The sequence below is a fragment of the Streptomyces gottesmaniae genome (genome assembly GCF_031845845.1).
Taxonomy (GTDB): Bacteria; Actinomycetota; Actinomycetes; order Streptomycetales; family Streptomycetaceae; genus Streptomyces; species Streptomyces akebiae.
In genome coordinates this window covers 21,290-44,278 of sequence record NZ_JAVRFJ010000021.1, presented here as the reverse complement: position 1 = coordinate 44,278, position 22,989 = coordinate 21,290, and the positions used below count along the sequence as shown (strand labels likewise).

The window sequence follows — 22,989 nt, the reverse complement described above, 5'->3', positions numbered from 1 at the left end:
CCCGACCGTGGTCGCTCAGGCGTCCAGCAGCTCCTGACGGGGCTCCCGCGGCGGCCCGGATCCGTTCCGGGCCGCCGCGCGGCGCAGGAGGAGCGTGGCCCCGCCGGAGCCGAGGAGCAGGCCCAGCGCCAGGGCGGGTATCGCCCAGTGGGCACGGTCGGTCGGACCCGGTGCGTCCGTCGCGGCCCTGACATCGGCGGCCGTCCCGGCGGAGCCGGCCGCGGTCCCGCCCGTCGCGTCGCCCGCCGGCGGCTCGTCCCCCACCAGGGCTCCGGAGTCAGGATCACCAGGGGCCGAGCCCAGGATCTCCAGGCCGGTGAGAAGCTTTCGCAGCTGGTCCGGCTGCTTCGCCCGGTGCCAGACGCCGGCACCCGGAGCGCCCAGGGCCTCCTCGCCGGTGATGAGCGTCGTATGGATCCAGATGTCCTTGGTGTCCGGCGCGGCTGTGTAGACCCGGTCCAGCCGCCAAGGCGTCACGTCGTGGACCATCCACGTCACGCTGACCATGTCGCTGATCAGCTCTCCCCCTATCTCCTCCCGACCCCATGCCGGGACCTCCTCCCGGCTCCGGTCGAGCTCGCCGCCCGCGGGGGCGAGGAACCTCTCCAGGTCGCCGTACTCCTCCCGTGTGCCGTACAGCGAAGCCGTCCGCTGGTCGGCCGGAGAAACCAACAGCACGCTGGTCGGTCCGCCCGCCGCCGAAGGCGGAGCCCCCAACAGCACCAGGACGCACGCCGTCAGCAACGCGCCCACAGCCGCCGCCAGTTGTCGCAGTCCACGCATCCGACACCCCCGATCGATCCCGGTGCGGCCCTCCCGCACTCGCGGTGTCACTCCTGGTACACCGCTCGAACCGCCGGGGTTCCCACCCGGACGGGACCGATCAGTCCAACGAGTCTGGCTCGAGCGAGTCCGTTTCCAACGAGTCCGTCGCGTCCAACGAGTCCGCGATCTCCCGCGCCCGTGTCTTCGACTCCACGCCCTCCAGCCGCAGCGTGAACGCGTCGTCGTGGACCCACAGCAGGGTGGGCCCCGCCGTGCGTTCTGAGCGGGTGAGGCGGGAGCCGCCCTCGGAGGTCATCCAGAAGCGCAGCAGATGCGGCTCGGGGAACCACAGCGCGTCGTACGCGCCCCCTGCCAGCCCGACCCACTCGACGGCCTGCTCGCCCGCCACGGTCTTGCCGTACTCGGGTGCCAGCCGGGCCGCGTACTCGTCGAGCCGGACGGTCCCACCCCGCTCGTCCCAGCACAGGGTGATCACGAAACGGTCCTTCGGCGCCCGGGTCACGGACACCGCGTCCGGAGTGCCCAGCGCGCCCGGCACGAGCGGAACGAACCCCGCCAGCCGCCCGGCCTCGGCGAGCGAGACCGGCTCCGGGCAGCCGGGCACCTTCGCACCCGGCGAAGGCGTCGCCGACGGGTCGTACCGCACCTCGACCCCGCCGAAGTGGAACCAGTCGGCCACCGCCGCCCGCACCGGAGGGGTGAGGACGAGGGCCGTGAGCAGCCCGCACAGCGCGGCGATCAGCACGCGCCACCGCGTCCGGACCCACCGGCGCACCGCCCGCAGCCGCTCACCGGGCCCCGGCGGCTCGGCCACCGGCGTCGGCACCCGCTCGGTGAGTATCTGCTGGAGGACCCGCTCGACCATGGTCTCGTCACCGTCGCTCCCCGGCCGGTCCAGCGCCCGCCCGAGCGCCCGCAGCTCCCCGGGCAATCGGGCGTCACGCGCCTCACTCTCCGTGTCCCCGCCACCCCTGGACCGTCCTCGACCCCGCACCTCACCACGACCCCGCACCTCACCACGGCCCCGGTCCTCGTCCCGACCACGCTCCTCGCCCGGCCCCCACTCCTTGTCCCCGCCCGGCTCACCCACGCCCACGCCCCTCACCCCCTCCCCCTTTTTGGCCCAGCGGTTCCCCCGGCTCGAACTCCGGCAGGAGGCGGCCCAGCTTGCGCAGTGCCCGGCTCAGACGGGACTTCACCGTGCCCCGGGGCCAGCCCAGGGCGGCCGCCGTCTCGGGCTCGTCCATCTCCAGCAGATAGCGGTACGTGACGACCAGCCGGTGTTCCTCGCTCAGCTTCTCCAGGGCGCCCAGGAGCGCGACACGCCGCTCTATCTCCAGCGCGGCGACCGCCGGGTCGGCCGAGGGCGGTATCAGCGGCTCGGCCTCGACGAAAGCGGCCTCCCGGTCGGCCAGCGATCGCTGGCGCCCCGCTGTCCGCACTGTGTTCCTCGTCTCATTGGCCACGATCGACAGAAGCCACGGCCGGAACGCGGCACCGTCCCGGAAGCGGCCCAGTGAGCAGTACGCCTTGAAGAAGGCCTGCTGCACCACGTCCTCCGCGTCCGCACCGGCGCCCAGCGCCCGCGCCGCCCGCAGCGCGATGCCCGTATGGGCGCGCACCAGCTCCGCATAGGCCTCCGGCTCCCCGGCGCGTACGCGTGCGACCACCGCGGCCTCATCGACGATGCGGCCCCCCTCCCGCGTTCTCACACAAGGGGTACACCGCCCGCGCCGGATCGGTTCCCACCCGTGGCAGATCTGTTTCCTGTCGGTTCCGGAACGGCTCCGGATACCTGAGAGAATGGTGAGCATGGCCTCTGATCGACCCCGCGTGCTCTCCGGCATCCAGCCCACCGCCGGCTCGTTCCACCTCGGCAACTACCTCGGCGCCGTCCGCCAGTGGGTGGCCCTGCAGGAGTCCCACGACGCGTTCTACATGGTCGTCGACCTGCACGCGATCACCGTCGCGCAGGATCCCGCGGACCTGCGCGCCAACACCCGGCTCGCCGCCGCGCAGCTGCTCGCCGCCGGTCTCGACCCGGAGCGCTGCACGCTCTTCGTCCAGAGCCACGTCCCCGAGCACGCACAGCTCGGCTGGGTCATGAACTGCCTCACCGGCTTCGGCGAGGCCTCCCGTATGACGCAGTTCAAGGACAAGTCCGCCAAGCAGGGCGCCGACCGCGCGAGCGTCGGCCTCTTCACGTACCCGATCCTCCAGGTCGCGGACATCCTGCTCTACCAGGCGAACGAGGTGCCGGTCGGCGAGGACCAGCGCCAGCACATCGAGCTCACCCGTGACCTCGCCGAGCGCTTCAACGGCCGCTTCGGCGAGACCTTCGCGATCCCGAAGCCGTACATCCTCAAGGAGACGGCGAAGATCTACGACCTCCAGGACCCCACGATCAAGATGAGCAAGTCGGCGTCGACCCCGAAGGGGTTGATCAACCTGCTCGACGATCCGAAGGTCACCGCCAAGAAGGTCAAGAGCGCGGTCACCGACACCGACACGGTGATCCGCTTCGACCCCGCGGAGAAGCCCGGCGTCAGCAACCTGCTGGGCATCTACTCGACCCTGACGGGGACGGGTGTCGCGGAACTGGAGGAGAAGTACGTCGGCAAGGGCTACGGTGCGCTCAAGACGGACCTCGCCGAGGTCATGGTCGAGTTCGTGACGCCGTTCCGGGAGCGCACCCAGCAGTATCTGGACGACCCGGAGACGCTGGACTCGCTCCTGGCCAAGGGAGCCGAGAAGGCGCGCGCGGTCGCGGCGGAGACGCTCGCCCAGGCGTACGACGCGGTGGGCTTCCTGCCCGCCAAGCACTGAGCCGCACCACCTCTGCCCCCGAGCGCCTGCCGCACCACCCGTCGCACCACCGACAGCGCCGCACATCACTCCCGCTGCGCCTGCCCGGAGGACCGCCGTGGCCGTACAGTCGATAGCCGGTACGACCGACAGCCCGTACGACCGATGACAGGTACGACGACGACAGGTACGACGGGCTGTGGCTGACAAGGACTACGACAACTCGCATGACACGACGACAGGAGACGACGTGGGGACCGTAACGATCGGTGTGTCGATCGCGGTCCCGGAGCCCCACGGCAGCCAGCTCCAGGAGCGGCGCGCGGGCTTCGGCGACGCCGCGGCTCACGGCATCCCCACCCATGTCACGCTGCTGCCGCCGACCGAGGTCGAGGACACCGACCTCCCGGCGGTCGAGCAGCACCTCGGTGAGGTCGCGGCGGCCGGGCGGCCCTTCCCGATGCGGCTGTCCGGCACGGGCACCTTCCGCCCGCTGTCGCCCGTCGTGTACGTGCGGGTCGTCGAGGGGGCCGAGGCCTGCACCTGGTTGCAGACGCAGGTCCGGGACGCCTCGGGGCCCTTGGCACGCGAGTTGAACTTCCCCTACCACCCGCATGTCACCGTGGCGCACGGCATCGCCGAGGAGGCGATGGACCGGGCGTTCGAGGAGCTCGCCGGGTACGAGGCGCAGTGGCCCTGCGCCGGGTTCGCGCTCTACGAGCAGGGTTCCGACGGGGTCTGGCGCAAGCTGCGGGAGTTCGCGTTCGGTGGGTCCGTGGTGCCGCCCCAGGCGGGGGCGCCGGTCGGGGACACGACGCTTCCCACGCGGTGACGTCGGCCGCAGGGCTTCCCACGTGGTGACGTCGGCCGCCGGGTGAATCGGACCGGAGCGCTCCGGGAGGGGTGGCGAGCGGTCTTCGCGGCCGCGGGTCGGCGGGGGTGTTCGCGCCGTTCCCCGCGCCCCTTTCGGGGCGCAGGACGCGCTCTACAGCGGCAGGCGGCGGAACACCGCCCTCGGTACGTGCCGCAGGACTGCCATCACCAGGCGCAGTGAACCCGGGACCCAGACCGTCTCCGAGCGGCGGCGCAGACCCAGTTCGATGGCGACGGCCACGGCCTCCGGGGTCGTGGCGAAGGGGCTCTCCGGGCGGCCCGCCGTCATGCTCGTGCGGACGAAGCCGGGGCGGACGAGCATGACGTGGGCGCCGGTGCCGTGGAGGGCGTCGCCGAGGCCCTGGGTGAAGGTGTCGAGGCCGGCCTTGCTGGAGCCGTAGATGAAGTTCGAGCGGCGGGCCCGCTCGGCGGCGACGGAGGACAGGACGACCAGGGAGCCGTGGCCCTGCGCCTGGAGCGCCCGCGCGCAGACCAGGGCGGACGAGACGGCGCCGGTGTAGTTCGTCTGCGCGACGCGCGCGGCGGACACCGGGTCGCGTTCGTCGTTCGCCTGGTCGCCGAGGACGCCGAAGGCGAGGAGGACCATGTCGATGTCGCCCTCGGCGAAGACCTTGCCGAGGACCGCCTCGTGGGAGTCGGGGTCGAGCGCGTCGAAGGTGATGGTGTGGGTCTGCGCGCCGAGGCCGCGCAGATGGGTGGCCGCGTTCTCCAGGGCCTGCGACGGGCGCCCCGCCAGCCAGACCGTGCGGGTGCGGCGGGCGATCAGACGGCGTGCCGTGGCGAGCGCGATGTCCGACGTACCGCCGAGGATCAGCAGGGACTGGGGGGTGCCGAAGGCGTCCTTCATGACAGCTCCTGGGTGTGGGGGACAGAGGTGCGCGCCGTGCTCAGGGGCCCGGCGCTCACAGGCCGAGGCGGCGGGCCAGGTCCGACACGAAGACCCCGCCCGGGTCCAACTCCCCGCGCAGTGCGCGGAACTCGGGGAGCCTCGGATACATCGAGGCCAGTAGCTCGGGCCGTAGACGGGCGTCCTTCGCCAGGTAGACGCGGCCGCCGGCGGTCGCGACCTCCTCGTCGAGCGAGTCCAGGAAGGCGCCGAGACCGGGCAGGCTCGCCGGGATGTCCAGGGCGAGGGTCCAGCCGGGCATCGGGAAGGACAGCCAGCCGGGATCGCCCTCGCCGAAGCGCTTCAGGACGGCGAGGAAGGACGGGCAGCGGCGCGCGGAGATCCGGTCCACGATCCGGCGCAGGGTCTCCTCCCGGCCGTGTCCGACGACGAACTGGTACTGGACGAAGCCGGACCGGCCGTAGATCCGGTTCCAGTGCGGGACCCCGTCGAGGGGGTGGAAGAAGGTGGAGAGCCGCTGGAGCTCGTCGGTCCGGACCCGGGGTGCCCGGCGGTACCAGAGCTCGTTGAAGAGCCCCATGGCCGTGCGGCCGAGAAGACCGTCGGGGACGAAGGAGGGAGCGGCCGGGAGGCGGGGGGCGCGGAATTCCAGGGGACTGGCGAGCATGTCCCTCCGGAACCGGAACGCCTCACTGAACGAAGAACGGCCCCCACGCGCGCGCGTGGACGCACTCCACGGGGATTCCGACGGCGGCGTCCGCATCGATCCCGACGGCTGTGTCCCCGGCGATGCCGACACTCCTGTCCTCGGCGACGGCAGCGGCCCGTTCCGGCGCGGCAGCGCCTCCAGCGCGTCCAGGGGGGCGTGGTCGCCGCGTGTGAGCACCGCCCGGCCCGTCGCGGCGCCCCTGGCGAGCAGGTCGATCCAGGCGACCGAATAGCGGTAGTAGCGGTCCGTGGCCGTCAGGCGGGCGAGGAGGTCGTCGAGGTCGCGCGCGCGTTCGGTGTCGACGGACATCCAGGACGTCTCGACAGGGAGCAGACGGACGGTCGCGGTGAGGATGACGCCGGTGAGGCCCATGCCGCCGGCCGTGGCGTCGAAGAGCGGGGTGCCGGGGACGACCGTGCGGATCTCGCCGTCGGCCGTGAGCAGTTCGAGGGACAGGACATGGCGGGCGAACGACCCGGAGACATGGTGGTTCTTGCCGTGGATGTCGGCCGCGATGGCGCCCCCGACGGTCACCTGACGGGTCCCCGGGGTCACCGGCACGAACCAGCCCAGGGGGAGCAGGACCTCCATCAGCCGGTGCAGCGAGACGCCCGCGTCGCACAGCACGGTGCCGCCGTCCGCGTCGATGGCGTGGACCCGGTCGAGGCCGGTCATGTCGAGGACGGCGCCGCCCGCGTTCTGCGCCGCGTCGCCGTACGCCCGCCCCAGTCCCCGGGCGATCCCGCCCCGCGCCCCGTGCGCCCCGCACGCCCGTACGGCGGCCGCGGCCTCCTCGTACGTCCGCGGGTGGAGCAGCCGGGCGGCGGTCGGGGCGGTGCGGCCCCAGCCGGTGACCGTGACGGGAGCGGAGGCCGGGACTGAGGCGGAAGCGGGGGCGGGGACGGGGCGGCGCGGCCCGGCGGGCGGGGGAGCCGGGGAGGTCGAGGCGGCGTCGGCTGGCATGCTCGCGACCGTATCGCCGCGTATGCGGAGGAGTCGGGCGCGTCGGCACGGCCGCTCTGTCGCCTCACCGAAATGGGTGATTAGTGGGATGTCGGGCAAGATTGCCGTAGCTCTGGGCCGGTCGCCTAGAAGAGTGGCGTCGCATGGATGAAGTTGACGTCGTCGAGGGTGTGCGGGGACTGGACCGGCGACTGCTCTCCGCGCTGCACGCCCGTGGTGCCGACCCTCGAGTGGCGCGCGCCGCCCGTGGGTTGTCCCGGGCGGGGGAGCACGGGCTGCTGTGGCTCGCGGCCGGACTGGTGGGTGCCGCCGCCGACCGGGAGCGGCGTCGCGTGTGGCTGCGCGGCACGGCGCTGACCGCCGGGGCGCATCTGGCCAGCATGGGCGTCAAGCGCGTCGTACGACGGCCGCGCCCGGCCCATGTCGAGCCCCTGGTCCGCACGGTCGGACGGCACTCCTTCCCCAGCTCGCACGCGAGTTCGGCAGCGGCGGCGGTCGCTGTCGTGGCTCACGGAGCCCTGGGCGCCCCTGTGTTGCTGTCCGCCGCCGCGCCGCTCGCCGCCGCGATGTGTCTCTCTCGGCTCGTCGTCGGCGTGCACTATCCGTCGGACGTGGCGGCGGGCGTGGTCCTCGGGGCGCTCACGGCACGGCTGGGCGCACACTGGGTGGTGAGCGGCGATGGCTGAGCGCACGGTGGCAGGGCGCACCGGGGCTGAACGCACCGGGGCTGAACGCGTGGTGGCAGGGCGCGCCGTGGTCCTGGAGCGCCGGACGAATTCCGGCCAGGCGCCCCAGAAGGCCGGCCTCGTCCGCGGGCTCCTGCGGACGACCCGTCCCCGGCAGTGGATCAAGAACACCCTCGTCGTCGCCGCGCCCGCGGCGGCCGGGGAACTCTTCACCCCCCGCGCGCTCGTCCAACTCCCCCTCGTCTTCGCCCTCTTCACGGCCTGCGCCGCCGCCGTGTACCTCGTCAACGACGCCCGGGACGCCGACGCCGACCGCGCGCACCCCGTCAAGCGGCACCGCCCCGTCGCCGCCGGGCAGGTGCCCGTACCGGTCGCCTACGGAGTCGGGACCGCCCTGGCCGTGCTCGCGCCGCTCGCCGCCGCCTGGCTCTGCTCGCCGTACACCGCCGCGCTGCTGACGGCGTACCTCGGCCTCCAACTCGCCTACTGCGTCAGCCTCAAGCACGTCCTGGTCGTCGATCTGGCGGTCGTCACCACCGGGTTCCTGATGCGGGCGATGATCGGCGGACTCGCGCTGGGCATCCCGCTCTCGCGCTGGTTCCTGATCACCACCGGGTTCGGCGCGCTGTTCATGGTCGCCGCCAAGCGGTACTCGGAGGCCGTGCAGCTGGCCGACCGGGCGGGCGCGACCCGGGCCCTGCTCACCGAGTACACCGCCGGATACCTCCGCTTCGTCTGGCAGTTGGCCGCCGGCGTCGCCGTGCTCGGCTACTGCCTCTGGGCCCTGGAAGAGGGCGGCGTGCCCACCACCGGCGTGCTGCCCTGGCGGCAACTCTCCATGATCGCGTTCGTCCTGGCCGTCCTCCGCTACGCGGTCTTCGCCGACCGGGGCACCGCCGGCGAGCCCGAGGACGTCATTCTGCGCGACCGTGCCCTCACCCTCATCGGCGTCGCGTGGCTGACGATGTACGGGCTGGCGGTGGCGGACTGGTGAGCCGGTGGCGGCGGCCGGCGGGGGCGGTGACGTCAGGAGGGGATCCGTGAACCGGTGTGGGGGTACCCGGTATCGGGTGTCGACGACTGGGGCAGAGTTCGGATCATGGACTGGCTGAAAAAGCTTCCCGGGGTGGGCCCTCTGGTGGAGCGTCTGATGACCACGCACGCGTGGCGGTCGTACGAGCGGCTGGAGCGGGTGAAGTGGACCCGGCTGGCCGCGGCGATGACGTTCATCAGCTTTCTGGCGCTGTTCCCGCTGCTGACCGTGGCGGCGGCCATCGTCGCGGCGACCCTCGGCAAGGACCAGCAGCAGGAGCTGGAGGACCGGCTCAGGGAGCAGGTGCCCGGCATCTCCGACCAGCTGGACATCGCCGGCCTCGTCGACAACGCCGGCACGGTCGGGATCATCGCCGGTGCGCTGCTGCTGTTCACCGGCATCGGCTGGGTCGGTGAGATGCGCGGCTGTCTGCGCGCGGTCTGGGAGAAGGAGGACCCCGACGAGAACCCCGTCCTCGCCAAGGGCAAGGACGCGGGTCTCCTGTTCGGTCTCGGCGGCGCGGTCCTCGTCTCCCTGGCCGCTTCCGCCGCCGCCTCCTGGGCCGTCGGCCGGTTCGCCGACCAGCTCGGCATCGACCGCGACGGCTGGGGCGGCATCCTCCTGCGCCTCGCCGCGTTCGCCGTCGCCGTGCTCGCCGACTTCCTGCTCCTCCTCTACGTCCTCACCCTGCTCCCCGGCGTCCAGCCGCCCCGGCGCCGCCTCGTCGTGGCCGCCCTCATAGGAGCCGTCGGCTTCGAACTCCTCAAGCTGCTCATCAGCGGCTACATCCAGGGCGTCGCCTCCAAGAGCATGTACGGCGCCTTCGGAGTCCCCATCGCCCTGCTGCTCTGGATCAACTTCACCACCAAGCTCCTGCTGTACTGCGCGGCCTGGACCGCGGAGGGCAGCAAGGAGAGCGAGAGCGCCTCGTAAGGGGCGCGGGGAACGGCGCGACCAGCCATGACACACCGGCACCAGCACCAGCACCGGCACCAGCACCGGCACCCGTGCCCGGCGACACCCCGGCAGACGCTTCCGGGGCCCTACTGCTTCTTCCCCCGCAACGGCCACTTCCGATTCACCAGGAACACCCCGCCGGCGAGCAGCACCAGCACGCCCCCCATGATCCCGAGAGCGACGCCGACCCCGCCGCCCCCGCCGGAGGCACGTGCGGCGACCGACTTCCCGCCCGCCCCACCGGAGGCGGACGCGGACGCCGTGGCCCCCGGCTGCGCACTCGGCTCGCCGGCATCCCCGCCGGAGGTGTCCGCGCTCTTGGGCGGCACCAGCTCACCCACCGGCGTCACCTTGCCCGCCGCCTTGAACCCCCAGTCGAAGAGGCTCGCGGTCTCCTTGTAGACCTGGTTGTGCTCGTCCTTCTCCGGATGCATGACGGTGACGAGGAGGACCCGGCCGTCGCGCTCGGCGACCCCGGTGAACGTGGCGCCCGCGTTCGTGGTGTTGCCGTTCTTCACACCCGCGATGCCCTGGTAGGAGTCGAGGCCGCCGTCCCCGGTGAGCAGCCGGTTGGTGTTCTGGATCTCGAAGGAGGAACGGCTCTTCTTGCCGTTCTTGCCCTTCTTCGTCTCGCCGGGGAACTTCGCCCGCACGGTGGAGCAGTACTCCCGGAAGTCCTTCTTCTGCAGCCCCGACCTGGCGATCAGCGTCAGGTCGTAGGCGGACGACACCTGCCCCTTGGCGTCGTACCCGTCCGGGCTGACCGCGTGCGTGTCGAGGGCCTGGAGCTCCTCGGCGTGCGCGTTCATGTCCGCGACGGTCTGCTTCACCCCGCCGTTCATGGCCGACAGGACGTGCACCGCGTCGTTGCCGGAGCGAAGGAAGACGCCGAGCCACAGGTCGTGGACGGTGTACGTCTCGTCCTCCTTTATGCCGACCATGCTGGAGCCCGAGCCGACACCCGCCAGATCCTCGGGCGCGACCTTGTGCTCGTCGTCCTTGTTGAACTTCGGCAGCAGCGTGTCCGCGAACAGCATCTTCAGCGTGCTCGCGGGGGCCAGCCGCCAGTGCGCGTTGTGCGCGGCCAGCACCTCGCCCGACTCGGCGTCGGCGACGATCCAGGAGCGGGCGCTGATGCCCTTGGGGACCACGGGCGCGTCGCTGCCGAGACTCGCCTGGGTGCCCGGCCTGCCCAGCAGCTCGCCGCCGACGGTCGACATCGTCGCCGGGGGAGTCGCGGACGGCGAGGCGCTCGAACTCGGTGACGGCTTGGCCGCGAAGGCCGGGCCGGCCGTCAGCATCGGAGTCGAGGCCAGGGAGAGGGACAGCAGGGTGGCTGAGGTGATCGACAGGGGGCGCCTGACGGTCTTCTTGGAGGCGGGCACGATCGAGAAAGTACATGGCTCCGACCGGTAAATCCCACCGGAGCGCTCCGTGGCGCTCTCACTGCTGCTCACGCCCCCGCACGCACCCCGGCGCGATACCCGGACGGTCGGCGGCGATACTGAACGCATGAAGCTCAGCCGCCCCCTCTCCTGGTTCCTGCTCGCCTTCGGGGTGTGGAGCTGGGTCATCTGGATCACTTTCGTCAAAAATCTCTGGAAGGACGGCAGCGGGCTCGCGTTCGACGACGCGGGTGATCCCACGGCGTACTTCTGGGTGCATCTGACGCTCGCCGTCGTCTCCTTTGCTCTGGGGACGGCCATCGGGGTCATCGGGTTGCGCGGGGTGCGCGCCCTTCGCCGGGCCGAGACCGGGAGTGCCGCGTGACGACCGTCGTCTTCGTGTCGGTGCTCCTGCTGGTGCTGGCCCTCTTCGGCGTCCTGCACTGGTACGCGTGGCGTCGCCTGGCGCGCGACACGACCCGCGGACCGGGCCTGGCGAGACGGGTGGGCACCGCGGTGTTCATCGCGGGACCGGTGCTGATGGTCGCCGGCTTGGCCGCCGAACGCACCGGCGCGCCCTTCTGGCTGCAGCAGACGCTCACCTGGCCGGGCTTCATGTGGCTCGCCCTCGCGCTGTATCTGTTCCTCGCCCTTCTGGTGGGGGAGCTTCTGCGACCTGTTCTGCGCCGCCTGGTGGCGCGGCGCGCCCCGGAGCCGCGGCCGGAGTCCGTGGTGCGCGAGCCGGAACCCGTCCCGGCGGGCGCGCAGCCCGCACACCCGGCCGAGTCCACGGCAGCCGCCGAGCCCGGACAGCCGACCCCGCCCCCGACGGAGCCGTCGGCCCCTTCCACGCCCGCGCCCTCGGGCGACCCCTCCCGCCGTCTCTTCGTCTCCCGGGTGGTGGGCGGGGCCGTCGCCGCCGCGGCCGTGGGCACGGTCGGCTACGGGACCTACGGCGTCGTACGCGGACCCAAGCTCAAGCGGATCACCGTGCCGCTGGCGAAGCTGCCTCGCGCCGCGCACGGTTTCCGGATCGCGGTGGTCAGCGACATCCACCTCTCGCCGATGCTGGGCCGCGGCTTCGCACAGAACGTCGTCGACACGATCAACTCGACGCAGCCCGACCTGATCGCGGTGGTCGGCGACCTGGTCGACGGCGACGTGGCGGACCTCGGCCCGGCGGCGGCACCGCTCGCCGGTCTGAAGGCACGCCACGGCAGCTACTTCGTCACCGGCAACCACGAGTACATCTCCGGCGCCGAGCAGTGGGTCGAGGAGGTGCGCCGGCTGGGCCTGACGCCGCTGGAGAACGCCCGCCGCGAACTGCCGTACCTCGACCTCGCCGGGGTGAACGACATCGCGGGCGAGGACGAGGGCCAGGGCCCCGACTTCGCCAAGGCGCTCGGCGACCGGGACACCTCGCGGGCCGTGGTGCTCATGGCCCACCAGCCCGTCCAGATCCACGACGCCGTCGACCACGGCGTCGACCTGCAGCTCTCCGGCCACACCCACGGCGGCCAGATGTGGCCCATGACCTATGTCGCCCAGGCCGCGAACCCCACCCTCGCGGGCCTGGAGCGCTACGGCGACACCCAGCTCTACGTCACCCGCGGCGCGGGCGCCTGGGGGCCGCCGGTGCGCGTCGGGGCGCCGTCCGACATCACCGTGGTGGAGCTGGCCTCCAAGCAGGCCTGACGGGCCGTCAGGAGGGCTCCCGCCGCCGGTGCGGGAGCCTTTCGGGCACATTCGGGCGGCGCGCTTACCGAGTTCTTTCTCAACTCAACAAAACCTGTCTTCCGTCAACACAGGCGACTGTGGTTAGGTGATCCGCGCCACCGCGGAACCACTGTGCGTAGTGGGCCGGGTGGGGTCCTTGGAAGGGGCGCCGATGCGGTCGGTTCGCTTGCGGATGCTCGCGTCGCTGCTGGTGGTGGCGATCGCGGCGATCGGTGGCTGGCAGTTGCTGCCGGCCCAGCGGGACGGGAACAGGACGATCGTCGTCGGCACGACCGACAAGGTCACCTCGCTGGACCCGGCCGGAGCCTACGACGCCGGATCCTGGGCCCTGTTCAACAATGTGTTCCAGTCGCTGCTGACCTTCGAACCGGGCGCCGCCGCACCCGTGCCGGACGCCGCGCGCGGCTGCGAGTTCCTCGGTGACGCGCTCACCGTCTACCGCTGCACCCTGCGGCCGGGCCTGCGGTTCCCCAGCGGACGCGAGGTCACCGGGAAGGACGTCAAGTACTCCTTCGACCGGGTCAAGCGCGTCAACTCCGACGTCGGGCCTGCCGCGTTGCTCGACACCCTCCGATCGGTCAGCGCGGACGGGCTGTCCGTCACCTTCCGCCTGTCCTCGCCGGACGCCACCTTCCCGTTCAAGGTGGCCACCGGCGCCGGTGCGATCGTGGACCGGACCAAGTACCCCGTGAACCGGCTGCGCACGGACGGCGGCGCCGACGGCACGGGCCCCTACACCCTGACGTCGTACACGGACGGACAGGCCCGTCTCACACCCGACGACGACTACCAGGGCGTCGCCGACGGCGCCCGCAGCCCGGTCCTCATGCGCTACTACGCGGACTCGGCGGCGCTCCAGAAGGCGTGGCAGGCGCGCCAGGTCGACGTCGCCACGCGCACGCTGCCCCCCGAGACGCTCGCCGCGCTCTCGCCCAGCGACCCCGACCAGCGGGTCACCGAGGCCGACAGCACCGAGACCCGCAACCTGGTCCTCGACGTGCGGGCGGACTCGCCGTTCCACGACCGCCGGGTGCGGCAGGCGCTGGCCGCGCTGATCAACCGCGAGAAACTGGTCGCCGAGGTCTACCAGGGCACCACCGAGCCCCTGTACTCGCTCATCCCGGCGGGCCTCACGGGGCACACGACCTCGTTCTTCGACGCCAACCCCCGGCCCGACCCGCAGCGGGCCCGCAAGCTGCTCGACGAGGCCGGTGTCGGTATGCCCGTGCGCTTCACCTTCGGCTACGCCGAGGGCAGCGGCTCGGCCGCTGCCGAGGCCGCCGAGCTGAAGGAGCAGCTGGAGGCGAGCGGGCTGTTCTACGTGACGACCAAGGCGTACGAGTGGACCGCCTTCCAGAAGCGGTACGCCGAGGGCAAGTTGGACGCGTACGGGGTGGGCTGGGTCGCCGACTACCCCGACCCCGACACCTTCAGCGGGCCCCTCGTCGGCACCGGCGGCTCCCTCAAGAACGGCTACAGCAGCGGGCAGGCCGACCGGCTGATCAAGGACAGCCAGCGCTACGCGGACCGCAGCCGGGCCGCGGCGGACTTCAAGGAGCTCCAGGAGGTCGTGGCCCAGGACGTGCCGTTGATCCCGCTGTGGCAGCGCAAGGAGTACGTGCTCAGCAGCGAGGACGTCGGCGGGGCGCAGTATCTGTCCGACGGGACCGGCATCTTCCGGCTGTGGCGGCTGGATTGGATATGACAGACGCCGCGTGACAGCTGACGCGAAGTCGCGGGCCGGACGTTCGCGGGAGTGACACGGCGTGCCCGCCCCACGCATCGTTCTGTGTCGGGGGCGTGTCCGGGGTGAGGAGCAAACGTGTTGAGACGCAACTCCTTCCGGCTGCCCCGCCATCCGGCGTCCGTGGGGCTCGCCCGGCGACGCGCACGGGAACACCTGGTCGACTGGGGGCACAAGGAGGGCTCCGCGGCCCTGGAGGACATCGTCCTCGTCGTCTCCGAGCTCGCGAGCAACGTCGTACGCCACGGCCCTTTGCTGGAGCGGGAGTTCGAGGTCGCCGTGACCGCGCTGGCGGACGGGTCCTGCCTGGTCGAGGTGTCCGACGAGGGCACGGCCGTGCCCCGGATCAGGGAGGTGGGGGACTGGGAGGAGACAGGGCGGGGGCTGCGCCTCGTGGAGCACCTCGCCGCGGCGTGGGGGGTGTGGAGCCGGGGACGGCACGGGAAGACGGTCTGGGCGCTGGTGGGAGGGTGACCGTCACTTTCAGGCCATCACCCGGGGCCGTGCACACCGAGACCTCGCCCTCGTGCGCCTCCACCACCCCTTGCACGATGGCCATGCCCAGGCCGCTGCCGGCGGCTCCCCCCGCCCGGAAGAAGCGGTCGAAGATCCTGGCCGCGTCCTCCTGCGACAGACCGGGCCCCTCGTCCGCCACGTACAGACGTACGGCTGCGGCCGCGCACTCCACCCCGAGCCGCACCGGCACGTCCGCCGGCGTATGGGTGCGGACGTTGCTCACGAGGTTGCCCAGCAGCTGACGGAGGCCCGACTCGTCCGCCCGCACGAGAAGGGTGCCGTCCGCGTGGACGGTGACCGGGCGGTCGGGCTGCTGGGCGCGGAGGTCGGCGGCGGCGTCGCGGACCAGACGGGCGACGTCGACGTTCCTCAGGCGCAGTTCCGGGCGCTGGTCGAGACGGGCGAGGGTGAGCAGTTCGTCGACGAGGCGGCCCATCCGGTCGACCTCGTTGTTCATCCGGTCCCAGGCACGCCGGCGCTCGTCGGGGTCGGTGAGCATGCCCTTGTCGTGGAGCTGGAGGTAGCCGCGGATCGCGGCCAGGGGCGTACGCAGCTCGTGGGAGGCGTCGCCGACGAAGCGGCGCAGCTGGGCGGCGCTGCGTTCACGGGTGTGGTGGGCCGTCTCGACCTGCTGGAGCATGGAGTTGAGGGCGAGCCGCAGCTGTTCGACCTCCAGGGTGGTCTCCCTGCTGGAGGGGACGCGGCGGGTGAGGTCGCCCTCGGCGATCGCCGACGAGGTCTCGACCATGTCCTCCAGCGGCCGCATCCGGCGGCGCACACCGAACAGGGTCAGACAGGCGAGTGTCGCCAGCAGCAGACCGCCGACGGCGAAGTCCAGCCGGAGGGCCTTGGCGATGACGTCGTGCAGCGAGGCGGTGGAGGTGGCGAGGAGGACGGTCGTGCCGTCGTCCATCCGGGCCGCCGTGACGCGATGCGGGGCGCCCGCCACGTCGACGTCGTACGGCTCGTCGTCCGCGAGGAGGGCGGCCGGGTCGCCCACCGCCGCGGCGAGGGCGCGCTGTTCCTCGGTGGGCGGGAATCCGGCGATGGTCAGCGGCTCGCCCCCGTCGCCCAGCGCGGTGAAGACGGCGCCCTGGACGAGGGAGTCGGCGCCGTCGGCCGCGGGCCCACCGGACGTGCGGTTGCTGACGGCGACCAGGGCGCTGAGCGCGTCGATCTGCTCCATGCCGATGGCGGCGGCCCCGATCGAGTCGCGGGTCGTCATCAGCTCCCGGTCGACACTGTCGAGCAGGTACAGCCGCATGCCCATCGCGCTGAACGCGGTGGCCGTGACGACGCCCACGGCGAGCAGGACGACGTTCGCGAGCGTGAGCTTGGCGCGCAGGGAGTACAGGCCGTGCCGCCGACACGGCCTGCGGAGCCTCCTGGGACGGGTCATGCCAGCCCGTATCCGACGCCCCGCCGTGTGGTGATCACCGGTGGGCCGAGCGTGTCCAGCTTGCGCCGCAGATAGCTGATGTAGGTCTCGACGACGGTCGACTCGGCCGGCGCGTGCTCGTACTGCCACACATGGCGCAGGAGTTGGTCCTTGGGCACGACCCGGCCGCCGTTGCGCACCAGGAACCGCAGCAGGGCGTACTCCGTGGGCGTCAGCTCCACCGTGCGGCCCGCGCGGCACACCGAGTACGTCGTCTCGTCCAGCTCCAGGTCGCCGTAGCGCAGCGGCGGGCGCTGGGGGAGCACGTCGGCGCGCCGGGTCCGGCGCAGCACGGCGGTGAGGCGGGCGACGACCACCTCGATGTCGAACGGCTTGGTGATGTAGTCGTCGCCGAAGCCGAGGGCGCCCACGATCTCGGCGGGCGCGTCCCGGGCGGTCAGGAAGACGAGCGCCAACTCGGGTCGCCGCGAGCGCAGTTCACGGCCGAGGGCACGGCCGTCGCCGTCCGGGAGCATCACGTCCAGCAGCGCCGCGTCGGGCCGGGTGCGCTCGGCGAGCGTGAGCGCGTCACGGACCGTACCGGCCGTCATCACCTCGAAGCGGTGGTAGCGCAGGGCGATGGTGAGGACGTCCGCGATGCTCGGCTCGTCCTCGACGACGAGCACGGTCGCCCCCTCGTGGCCGAGGGTCGGTCGCTCGGTTCCGGTCATGTCCTCAGTATCCGCACGGGAGTTCCCCGGGGCAGCCGATCCCGCCTTGGAGTTCCTTGAGAGTCATGGCCCGGCCATGTCGCCCCACCCTCGCCGCGGTCGAGGGTGATGCCAGGACCTGGGGGACCGATCGACGACCAATCGACCGTCGGACAAGGAGAGTTGAACGTGGCGACCTTGGCACGCTGGTGCTATCGGCACCGGCTGGTGGTCCTGTTGCTGTGGGTGGGGACCGTGTTCGGCGTCGGCTTCGCCGGCACGAGCGCGGGCACGGACTACGCGAATGTCTTCTCCCTCCCGGACACGGACTCCAAGCACGCGTACGACCTGATGGACCAGGCCTTCCCCGAGCGCGCGGGCGACACCGACACGGTGGTGTGGAAGGTGGACGAGGGGTCGGTGGACGACGACTCCGTACGCTCCCGGATCGAACCCGCCCTGGCGGAGATCGGCCGGATGGCGGGCGTCGGGGACGTCACCAGCCCGTACGACGAGGGCGACCGGGCGGGCGGCGGCGCGGGCGTCAGCCGGGACGGCACCATCGCCTACGCGCAGGTGACCTTCACCGAGCAGGCGAACTCCGTCCCCAAGGCCCTGCTCGACGATGTCATCGAGACCGCGCAGGGCGCCGAACGCGACGGTCTTCAGGTCGAGTTGGGCGGCCAGGCCGTCGCACGGGACCAGGAGGCCTCCCAGGGCACGTCCGAGGCGGTCGGCATCCTGGCGGCGGCGGTCGTCCTCTTCCTCGCCTTCGGCTCGTTCTTCGCGATGCTGCTGCCGATCGTCGCCGCGGTCGCCGCGGTCGGCACCGGCCTGATGGCCACGGCCCTGCTCAGCCACGTCACCGACATCCCGGACGTGGCGCCGCTGCTGGGCTCGCTCATCGGCCTCGGCGTCGGCATCGACTACGCCCTGTTCATCGTCACCCGGCACCGGCGCGGCATCCTGCGCGGCATGAAGCCGGAGGAGGCCGCGGTCACCGCCCTCGACACCTCCGGCCGCGCGGTGCTGTTCGCGGGCGGCACGGTCTGCATCGCGCTCGCCGGGATGCTGGTGATGAACCTCCGCTTCCTGGACGGCGTCGTCATCGCCACCTCGCTGACGGTGGTGCTGAGCGTGCTGGCCGCCGTCACGCTGCTGCCGGCGCTCCTCGGGGTCCTGGGCCCGCGCGTCCTCAGCCGCCGTGAGCGCCGGCGCCTCGCGGCCACCGGTCCCGTGCCCGAGCTGACGAGCGGCCTCGCGGCCCGCTGGTCGGCGTACGTGCAGCGGCGCCCGCGCTCCACCGCCGTGCTCGCCCTCGTCGTCATGCTGGTCCTCGCGATCCCCGTCCTGTCGATCCGCCTCGGCACCTCCGACCAGGGCAACCACCGGGACACCACGACCACCCGGCAGGCCTACGACCTGCTGGCGGAGGGCTTCGGTCCCGGCTTCAACGGCCCCCTCCAGGTGGTCGTGGACGGAACCGACGCCGAGGGGCTGGTCTCGCGCATCGAGTCCACCGAGGGGGTCGCCCAGGTGGCCGCCGTCCCGCCCACGAACGGCGTCACGGTGATCCAGGTGGTCCCGACGACGTCCCCGCAGGCCGAGGAGACGGACCGGCTCATCGACCGGCTGCGCGAGGACGTGATTCCGGCGTCCGGGGCACAGGCCCACGTGGGCGGAGTGACGGCGGTGTCGAAGGACTTCGCGTCGGTGACGGGCGACCGCCTCCCGTACTTCATCGCGACGATCATCGCGCTGGGCTTCCTGCTCCTGCTGGTCGCCTTCCGCTCCCTGGTCGTGCCCCTGACGGCCGCGTTGATGAACCTCGTCGCGGCGGCCGCGTCCTTCGGTGTGCTGGTGGCGATCTTCCAGTGGGGCTGGGGAACGGAACTCCTCGGCGTCGGCAAGGAGGGCCCGATCGCCGCGTTCCTCCCGGTCATCATGCTCTCGCTCCTCTTCGGCCTCTCCATGGACTACCAGGTCTTCCTGGTCAGCCGGATGCACGAGGAGTGGGTCCACACCAAGGACAACGCCCGTGCCGTCCGCGTCGGCCTCGCCGAGACCAGCCGGGTCATCAACTGCGCGGCCCTGATCATGATGTGCGTCTTCAGCGCGTTCGTACTGAGCGGCGAACTGGAGGCCGCGATGGCCGGCATCGGCCTGGCCGCCGCCGTCGCCCTGGACGCCTTCATCCTCCGTACGGCGCTGGTGCCGGCCGCGATGCATCTGCTGGGCAGGGCGAACTGGTGGCTGCCTGCCGGGCTGGAGAAGCGGTTGCCGCATCTGGCGGTGGAGCCGCGGGAGGAGGCACCGGCGGCGGCCGGGTCGCCACCGGCGCAGGGCGGCCCCGCCTCCGTCGTCCACGGGTTCGTCCGCACGGCGGACGGTGAGCCGCTGGAGGGAGTGGAGGTGACGCTGCTGTCGCGCGGCGGGCGGGAGCTGGACCGGGTGACGTCCCTCGCGGACGGTTCGTACATCGTCGCCGTGCCGGGCCCGGGGCCGTATCTGCTGGCGACCACCTCACCGGGGCACCCCTCACGCGCGCGTCAGGTGGTCGTGGGGGAGGGGCCGCTGGTGTGCGACGTGGAGTCGGCGGGGGCGGCCGAGGGGGAGGTGGATGTGGTCAATTAGCTTTTGGCTGACCGGCCTTGAGGATCGCCTCGACGTCCAGGGTGACCTTGGCGCCGATGGACTCGGGCAGGGTGACGGTCTCGCCGGGGGCGTGTACGCGGTGGCTGGCGTACGTGTCCCCGGCGGGGTCGGTGAGAACGTGGAGGCGCTGGTGCTGGCGGTTGACGATGACGTAGACCGGGATCTTCGCCTGGGCATACGCGGTGACCTTGGCGCGGAGGTCGTTCTGGTAGTTGCTGGAAGTGACTTCGAGAACGAGACGGAAGGCGATCGGGTCGTAGCAGTTGTTCTCGACGAGGTGATCTTCGATGTCGGCGTCGACAACCACGAGGTCGGGGATCGCGTAGTCCTCGGCACCGCCCGGAAGCCAGAGCCCGACACCTTCGGTCACCTCGGAGTCCCCGCCCCCCAGGCCTGCGGCGATGAAGGGGCTCCGCAACCTGGACAGGGCGCGGGCGTGGGCGAAGTTGGCGGGCGGCGTCACGACGATCGTGCCTGCGATGATCTCGACGCGATACCCCGGAAGGCGGTCCATGACCTGGTTCGCCTCCGCGATCAGCGGACGGTCTCCATGGGGCCGCTCGACGGATGCTGTGGACATCACGTGCCTCCTGTGGGCTGGTGTCGAGGCCATCATCGTAGGCAGGAGCGGGACCAGGTGTCCCGTTCGAGTCCGATCACCCGAAGGTGATCAATCGGCCGCCCGCGCCTCACCCCCAGCCCCCGGCACCCCCTTGGTCATCCCCGGCAGGAAGTCCGTGAACAGTTCGTGCACCTCGCGGACGAGGGGGCGCAGGGCGCGGAAGCGGGCCAGGGAGACGCCCCGGGTGGTCAGCCGGGCCCCCCGCTCGGCCAGCCGGTAGCTTCGGGCGCGCCCCTCGCTCCGGTCGAAGACCCAGTACATGACGAGCCCCATCAGGGAGAGCCACATCAGCTCGGGGAGAATGTCCCGGAGTTCGTCCGGGACCTTGGCCCTGGACCCGGCGAGCACCTCGCGGTGGATGGCGATGGACTCCGCGCGCGGTCCCTCCGACTCGGGAGAGAAAGGGCTGAGCGGGCTGTCCGGATCGGCCGCGTTCTTGAAGAACTGCGCCGCGAACTCGTGGTACGGCTCCGCCACGTCCAGCCACGCCTTCAGCACCCCGGCGATCCGCGCCTCCAACTCCGTCTCCCGCGCGAGCACGGGGCCCACCGCCGCCAGGTGCTCCGCGCCGATCCGGTCGTAGAACCCCTGGATCAGGTGTTCCTTGCCGGCGAAGTAGTAGTACGCGTTGCCGACGGAGACCCCGGCCTCCTTCGCGATGGCCCGCATCGTCGTCTTGTCGTACCCGCGCTCCTGGAAGAGCCGCAGCGCGGTCTCCAGGATCAACGCGCGGGTCTGCTCGGACTTGGCGGTGCCCCGGGGGCCGGGTTGCCCCGTGCCGTCCCCGGGGCGGCCGGCCCCCGCGTCGAGCTGGTCGTCAAAGGGCTCGGGGCTCGGGTTGTCGTTCGCTGCGGGCACGGGCAGAGCCTAACGAGTCGGGCGGGTACCGGTCTCGCAGGCACCGGGAGGCCGGTACACCCACCCGTACCGCCGGTCGTACGCCCATCCCCTCAGCTCGGCCCCGCCGCTCCCGCAGCCCGAGCCGGGCTGCCGGTGGGCGCCCCGCCACTTCGCGGCGGTCAGTACGGCGGTGCGCGCGAGCCGGGCCCCCGCCGGCGTGCTCAGCCGGTGCGCGAGCGGCCGGTGCTCGCGCAGCGCCCACAGACACACGATCCAGGCGGCGGAGCCCCGGTACACCTGCCCGCCGTCCCCCACGATCGTGATCTCCTCCAGCGTCGCACCGTGATCGAGCGACGGAAACAGCCGCCGTGCCTCCTCCGAACCCGCTGCCACGAAGCTCAGCGGAACCAACTGCCGCTGCTTTCCCAGCCACTCCCGCAGGAAGGCGCACAGCCCGCACCCGGCGTCGTACAGGACGGTGAGCCCGTGGACCGGGACGCGCTCGGCGCCCCGGTCCACGGCGGCCGGCCCGGCCGCGGCGCTCATACGCGCCCGGTCGGCGCGACCCAGCCCTGCGGTGCGACCGGCGGCAGCTGCTCCCGTTCCATGACGCCCCGCCGCCGGAACTTGTTCAGCACGAACACGTTCCCCAGGTGCAGCGCCCCGAGCACGAGCAGCACCACGCCGAGCTTGGCCGACACCGCCTCGAAGACCTCACGGGGGCTGGTGATGGCGCCGTCGGCGTTCAGATACAGCGCCACGAAGCCCAGGTTCACGAGATAGAACCCGACCACCAGGAGATGGTTCACCGCGTCCGCGAGCGTCTCGTTCCCCCGCAGCACGTCCGCGAGGAAGATCCGCCCGTTCCTGCTCAACGTCCGTGCCACCCACACCGTCAGCCCCACGCTGACCAGCGAATAGACGACGTACGCGACGACCGTGAGATCCATGTCCCCACCCCTTAGCGGCATTTTCGAACGCGTTCAAAGCGTCCTGGGGGAGACTGTAGCGCTGTTTTTGAACGCGTTCAACCGATCACTCGGTGAACCGATCATCCGGTACGGGCCAGCTCCGGCCGCTTGCTGTAGTCCGTGAACCCGATGACGTTCCCCCAGGGGTCCGCGAACTCGACGGTCCACCCGGTGGCCACGGAGAACGCCGCGTCGAGGGGCGGCACCCCCGCCGCCGCGAGCGCCCGCGCGGCCTCCCGCGCGTCCCGCACCTCCAGCCACACCCGCGCGGACCCCCATACGGGCGGCCGGTGCCGCAGCTCCTCGTCCACCCGCAGCAGCAGTCCGGGTGTCTCCTTGCCGACCTTCAGCCCCGCGATCCCGGCCTCGTCCAGCCGGAACGCCACCTCGAACCCGGCCCGCTCGTAGAAGGAGACGGCTTCGGCGAGGTCGCCGACGGGGAGGAGGACGTTGTCGAAGCCGAGCAGGTCGCTCGGCATGGGGGACTCATGCGACTTGTGCGATTCATGCGACTCTTTGTCTGACATGTCGTCAGATTAGAGCGTCGGCTTCCGCGCGCGTGGGAACGACGTACGCGGCGGCGAAGCGGATGCGCCGAGGGGCGAGGGGCGCGTTCGCGTCCGGAGTCCCGATGAGCAGCGGAACGTCGGTGCCGGACCAGCCGACGGAATTGATGAGCCTGAGAAAGGCGGTGATCGTCCTGACGGGCGAGGAGCCGTGGTAGCGGTCCTCCATACGAGCCGTCGACGGT

23 protein-coding genes and 1 pseudogene are annotated in these 22,989 nt (G+C 72.0%); 10 read left to right on the top strand and 14 right to left on the bottom strand.

Annotated features, from left to right (window positions below; genetic code table 11):
• Positions 1 to 15 precede the first annotated feature (15 nt).
• The 3 genes from RM704_RS23630 to RM704_RS23620 all read right to left on the bottom strand — a co-directional run bounded on the left by RM704_RS23630 (position 16) and on the right by RM704_RS23620 (position 2,498).
• Positions 16 to 783, bottom strand: a complete 768-nt coding sequence (locus RM704_RS23630) for a hypothetical protein (RefSeq protein WP_033525385.1) — start codon at positions 781 to 783, stop codon at positions 16 to 18.
• Between the two features lie 100 nt (positions 784 to 883).
• Positions 884 to 1,780, bottom strand: a complete 897-nt coding sequence (locus RM704_RS23625; RefSeq protein WP_107072216.1) for a hypothetical protein — start codon at positions 1,778 to 1,780, stop codon at positions 884 to 886.
• 88 nt (positions 1,781 to 1,868) lie between these two features.
• Positions 1,869 to 2,498 (bottom strand): RNA polymerase sigma factor, encoded by a 630-nt coding sequence (locus RM704_RS23620; RefSeq protein WP_078936944.1) that lies wholly within the window; start codon positions 2,496 to 2,498, stop codon positions 1,869 to 1,871.
• Between the two features lie 100 nt (positions 2,499 to 2,598).
• Between RM704_RS23620 and trpS the strand changes: the two genes are divergently transcribed.
• Both trpS and RM704_RS23610 read left to right on the top strand, forming a co-directional pair.
• A complete protein-coding gene (trpS, locus tag RM704_RS23615) occupies positions 2,599 to 3,612 on the top strand; it encodes a tryptophan--tRNA ligase (protein WP_033525383.1) in 1,014 nt (337 codons plus the stop codon).
• A gap of 229 nt (positions 3,613 to 3,841) precedes the next feature.
• Positions 3,842 to 4,423 (top strand): 2'-5' RNA ligase family protein, encoded by a 582-nt coding sequence (locus RM704_RS23610; protein WP_033525382.1) that lies wholly within the window; start codon positions 3,842 to 3,844, stop codon positions 4,421 to 4,423.
• A gap of 153 nt (positions 4,424 to 4,576) precedes the next feature.
• On the opposite strand, the gene dprE2 is transcribed toward RM704_RS23610, so the two are convergent.
• Positions 4,577 to 5,332: a decaprenylphospho-beta-D-erythro-pentofuranosid-2-ulose 2-reductase gene (dprE2, locus tag RM704_RS23605; protein ID WP_033525319.1), complete on the bottom strand. Its 756-nt coding sequence runs from the start codon at positions 5,330 to 5,332 to the stop codon at positions 4,577 to 4,579.
• Between the two features lie 55 nt (positions 5,333 to 5,387).
• Positions 5,388 to 7,004, bottom strand: coding sequence for an FAD-binding oxidoreductase (locus RM704_RS23600; RefSeq protein WP_033525318.1), 1,617 nt, complete (start codon positions 7,002 to 7,004; stop codon positions 5,388 to 5,390).
• Between the two features lie 143 nt (positions 7,005 to 7,147).
• On the opposite strand from RM704_RS23600, the gene RM704_RS23595 reads away from it, so the two are divergent.
• The 3 genes from RM704_RS23595 to RM704_RS23585 all read left to right on the top strand — a co-directional run bounded on the left by RM704_RS23595 (position 7,148) and on the right by RM704_RS23585 (position 9,656).
• The gene (locus RM704_RS23595; protein WP_033525317.1) at positions 7,148 to 7,690 is read left to right on the top strand and encodes a phosphatase PAP2 family protein; all 543 of its coding nucleotides are present in this window, start codon (positions 7,148 to 7,150) and stop codon (positions 7,688 to 7,690) included.
• Positions 7,691 to 7,742: 52 nt separating this feature from the next.
• Complete coding sequence (locus RM704_RS23590) at positions 7,743 to 8,684, top strand: decaprenyl-phosphate phosphoribosyltransferase (protein WP_033525316.1); 942 nt, start codon at positions 7,743 to 7,745, stop codon at positions 8,682 to 8,684.
• Positions 8,685 to 8,789: 105 nt separating this feature from the next.
• Positions 8,790 to 9,656, top strand: a complete 867-nt coding sequence (locus tag RM704_RS23585) for a YihY/virulence factor BrkB family protein (protein WP_033525315.1) — start codon at positions 8,790 to 8,792, stop codon at positions 9,654 to 9,656.
• Between the two features lie 110 nt (positions 9,657 to 9,766).
• Here RM704_RS23585 and RM704_RS23580 read toward each other — a convergent pair whose 3' ends face one another.
• Positions 9,767 to 11,065, bottom strand: coding sequence for a D-alanyl-D-alanine carboxypeptidase family protein (locus RM704_RS23580; protein ID WP_033525314.1), 1,299 nt, complete (start codon positions 11,063 to 11,065; stop codon positions 9,767 to 9,769).
• Between the two features lie 127 nt (positions 11,066 to 11,192).
• Between RM704_RS23580 and RM704_RS23575 the strand changes: the two genes are divergently transcribed.
• The 4 genes from RM704_RS23575 (at position 11,193) to RM704_RS23560 (ending at position 15,020) form a co-directional block, all read left to right on the top strand.
• Complete coding sequence (locus tag RM704_RS23575) at positions 11,193 to 11,450, top strand: SCO4848 family membrane protein (protein ID WP_033525381.1); 258 nt, start codon at positions 11,193 to 11,195, stop codon at positions 11,448 to 11,450.
• Positions 11,447 to 12,760 carry a metallophosphoesterase gene (locus tag RM704_RS23570; protein WP_033525313.1) on the top strand — a complete coding sequence of 438 codons (1,314 nt, stop codon included), beginning with the start codon at positions 11,447 to 11,449 and terminating at the stop codon, positions 12,758 to 12,760. The genes RM704_RS23575 and RM704_RS23570 overlap by 4 nt, the downstream gene beginning before the upstream one ends.
• Before the next feature lie 193 nt (positions 12,761 to 12,953).
• A complete protein-coding gene (locus RM704_RS23565; protein ID WP_033525312.1) occupies positions 12,954 to 14,507 on the top strand; it encodes an ABC transporter substrate-binding protein in 1,554 nt (517 codons plus the stop codon).
• A gap of 117 nt (positions 14,508 to 14,624) precedes the next feature.
• Positions 14,625 to 15,020: an ATP-binding protein gene (locus RM704_RS23560; protein ID WP_078936942.1), complete on the top strand. Its 396-nt coding sequence runs from the start codon at positions 14,625 to 14,627 to the stop codon at positions 15,018 to 15,020.
• Here RM704_RS23560 and RM704_RS23555 read toward each other — a convergent pair.
• Together RM704_RS23555 and RM704_RS23550 are read right to left on the bottom strand one after the other, a co-directional pair.
• Positions 15,010 to 16,461, bottom strand: a pseudogene (locus tag RM704_RS23555) (sensor histidine kinase); the annotation flags it as partial. The gene RM704_RS23560 and the pseudogene RM704_RS23555 sit on opposite strands and share 11 nt — an antisense overlap.
• Positions 16,458 to 17,171, bottom strand: coding sequence for a response regulator transcription factor (locus RM704_RS23550; protein WP_052145823.1), 714 nt, complete (start codon positions 17,169 to 17,171; stop codon positions 16,458 to 16,460). The gene RM704_RS23550 and the pseudogene RM704_RS23555, both read right to left, overlap by 4 nt.
• A 177-nt stretch (positions 17,172 to 17,348) precedes the next feature.
• Between RM704_RS23550 and RM704_RS23545 the strand changes: the two genes are divergently transcribed.
• Positions 17,349 to 19,784 carry an MMPL family transporter gene (locus tag RM704_RS23545; protein ID WP_033525378.1) on the top strand — a complete coding sequence of 812 codons (2,436 nt, stop codon included), beginning with the start codon at positions 17,349 to 17,351 and terminating at the stop codon, positions 19,782 to 19,784.
• Here RM704_RS23545 and RM704_RS23540 read toward each other — a convergent pair.
• The 6 genes from RM704_RS23540 to RM704_RS23515 form a co-directional block, all read right to left on the bottom strand.
• Positions 19,777 to 20,385: a Uma2 family endonuclease gene (locus RM704_RS23540; protein WP_033525311.1), complete on the bottom strand. Its 609-nt coding sequence runs from the start codon at positions 20,383 to 20,385 to the stop codon at positions 19,777 to 19,779. The two genes, RM704_RS23545 and RM704_RS23540, sit on opposite strands and share 8 nt — an antisense overlap.
• Positions 20,386 to 20,475: 90 nt before the next feature.
• Complete coding sequence (locus tag RM704_RS23535; protein WP_033525310.1) at positions 20,476 to 21,285, bottom strand: TetR family transcriptional regulator; 810 nt, start codon at positions 21,283 to 21,285, stop codon at positions 20,476 to 20,478.
• 9 nt (positions 21,286 to 21,294) lie between these two features.
• A complete protein-coding gene (locus RM704_RS23530; protein WP_033525309.1) occupies positions 21,295 to 21,813 on the bottom strand; it encodes a thiol-disulfide oxidoreductase DCC family protein in 519 nt (172 codons plus the stop codon).
• On the bottom strand, positions 21,810 to 22,217 hold the full coding sequence (locus tag RM704_RS23525; RefSeq protein ID WP_033525308.1) for a hypothetical protein: 408 nt from the start codon (positions 22,215 to 22,217) through the stop codon (positions 21,810 to 21,812). The genes RM704_RS23530 and RM704_RS23525 overlap by 4 nt, the downstream gene beginning before the upstream one ends.
• Positions 22,218 to 22,318: 101 nt before the next feature.
• Entirely contained in the window at positions 22,319 to 22,765 is a 447-nt protein-coding gene (locus RM704_RS23520) for a VOC family protein (protein WP_033525307.1), read from the bottom strand.
• Between the two features lie 4 nt (positions 22,766 to 22,769).
• On the bottom strand, positions 22,770 to 22,973 hold the full coding sequence (locus RM704_RS23515) for a hypothetical protein (RefSeq protein ID WP_033525306.1): 204 nt from the start codon (positions 22,971 to 22,973) through the stop codon (positions 22,770 to 22,772).
• Between the last annotated feature and the right edge of the window lie 16 nt (positions 22,974 to 22,989).

Bases quoted from the DNA above. Each gene is read 5' to 3' on its own strand.
- RM704_RS23630 (WP_033525385.1), bottom strand. From the start codon at position 783: ATGCGTGGACTGCGACAACTGGCGGCGGCTGTGGGCGCGTTGCTGACG.
- trpS (WP_033525383.1), top strand. From the start codon at position 2,599: ATGGCCTCTGATCGACCCCGCGTGCTCTCCGGCATCCAGCCCACCGCC.
- dprE2 (WP_033525319.1), bottom strand. From the start codon at position 5,332: ATGAAGGACGCCTTCGGCACCCCCCAGTCCCTGCTGATCCTCGGCGGT.
- RM704_RS23600 (WP_033525318.1), bottom strand. From the start codon at position 7,004: ATGCCAGCCGACGCCGCCTCGACCTCCCCGGCTCCCCCGCCCGCCGGG.
- RM704_RS23595 (WP_033525317.1), top strand. From the start codon at position 7,148: ATGGATGAAGTTGACGTCGTCGAGGGTGTGCGGGGACTGGACCGGCGA.
- RM704_RS23585 (WP_033525315.1), top strand. From the start codon at position 8,790: ATGGACTGGCTGAAAAAGCTTCCCGGGGTGGGCCCTCTGGTGGAGCGT.
- RM704_RS23575 (WP_033525381.1), top strand. From the start codon at position 11,193: ATGAAGCTCAGCCGCCCCCTCTCCTGGTTCCTGCTCGCCTTCGGGGTG.
- RM704_RS23565 (WP_033525312.1), top strand. From the start codon at position 12,954: ATGCGGTCGGTTCGCTTGCGGATGCTCGCGTCGCTGCTGGTGGTGGCG.
- RM704_RS23550 (WP_052145823.1), bottom strand. From the start codon at position 17,171: ATGACCGGAACCGAGCGACCGACCCTCGGCCACGAGGGGGCGACCGTG.
- RM704_RS23540 (WP_033525311.1), bottom strand. From the start codon at position 20,385: ATGTCCACAGCATCCGTCGAGCGGCCCCATGGAGACCGTCCGCTGATC.
- RM704_RS23530 (WP_033525309.1), bottom strand. From the start codon at position 21,813: ATGAGCGCCGCGGCCGGGCCGGCCGCCGTGGACCGGGGCGCCGAGCGC.
- RM704_RS23525 (WP_033525308.1), bottom strand. From the start codon at position 22,217: ATGGATCTCACGGTCGTCGCGTACGTCGTCTATTCGCTGGTCAGCGTG.
- RM704_RS23520 (WP_033525307.1), bottom strand. From the start codon at position 22,765: ATGTCAGACAAAGAGTCGCATGAATCGCACAAGTCGCATGAGTCCCCC.
- RM704_RS23515 (WP_033525306.1), bottom strand. From the start codon at position 22,973: ATGGAGGACCGCTACCACGGCTCCTCGCCCGTCAGGACGATCACCGCC.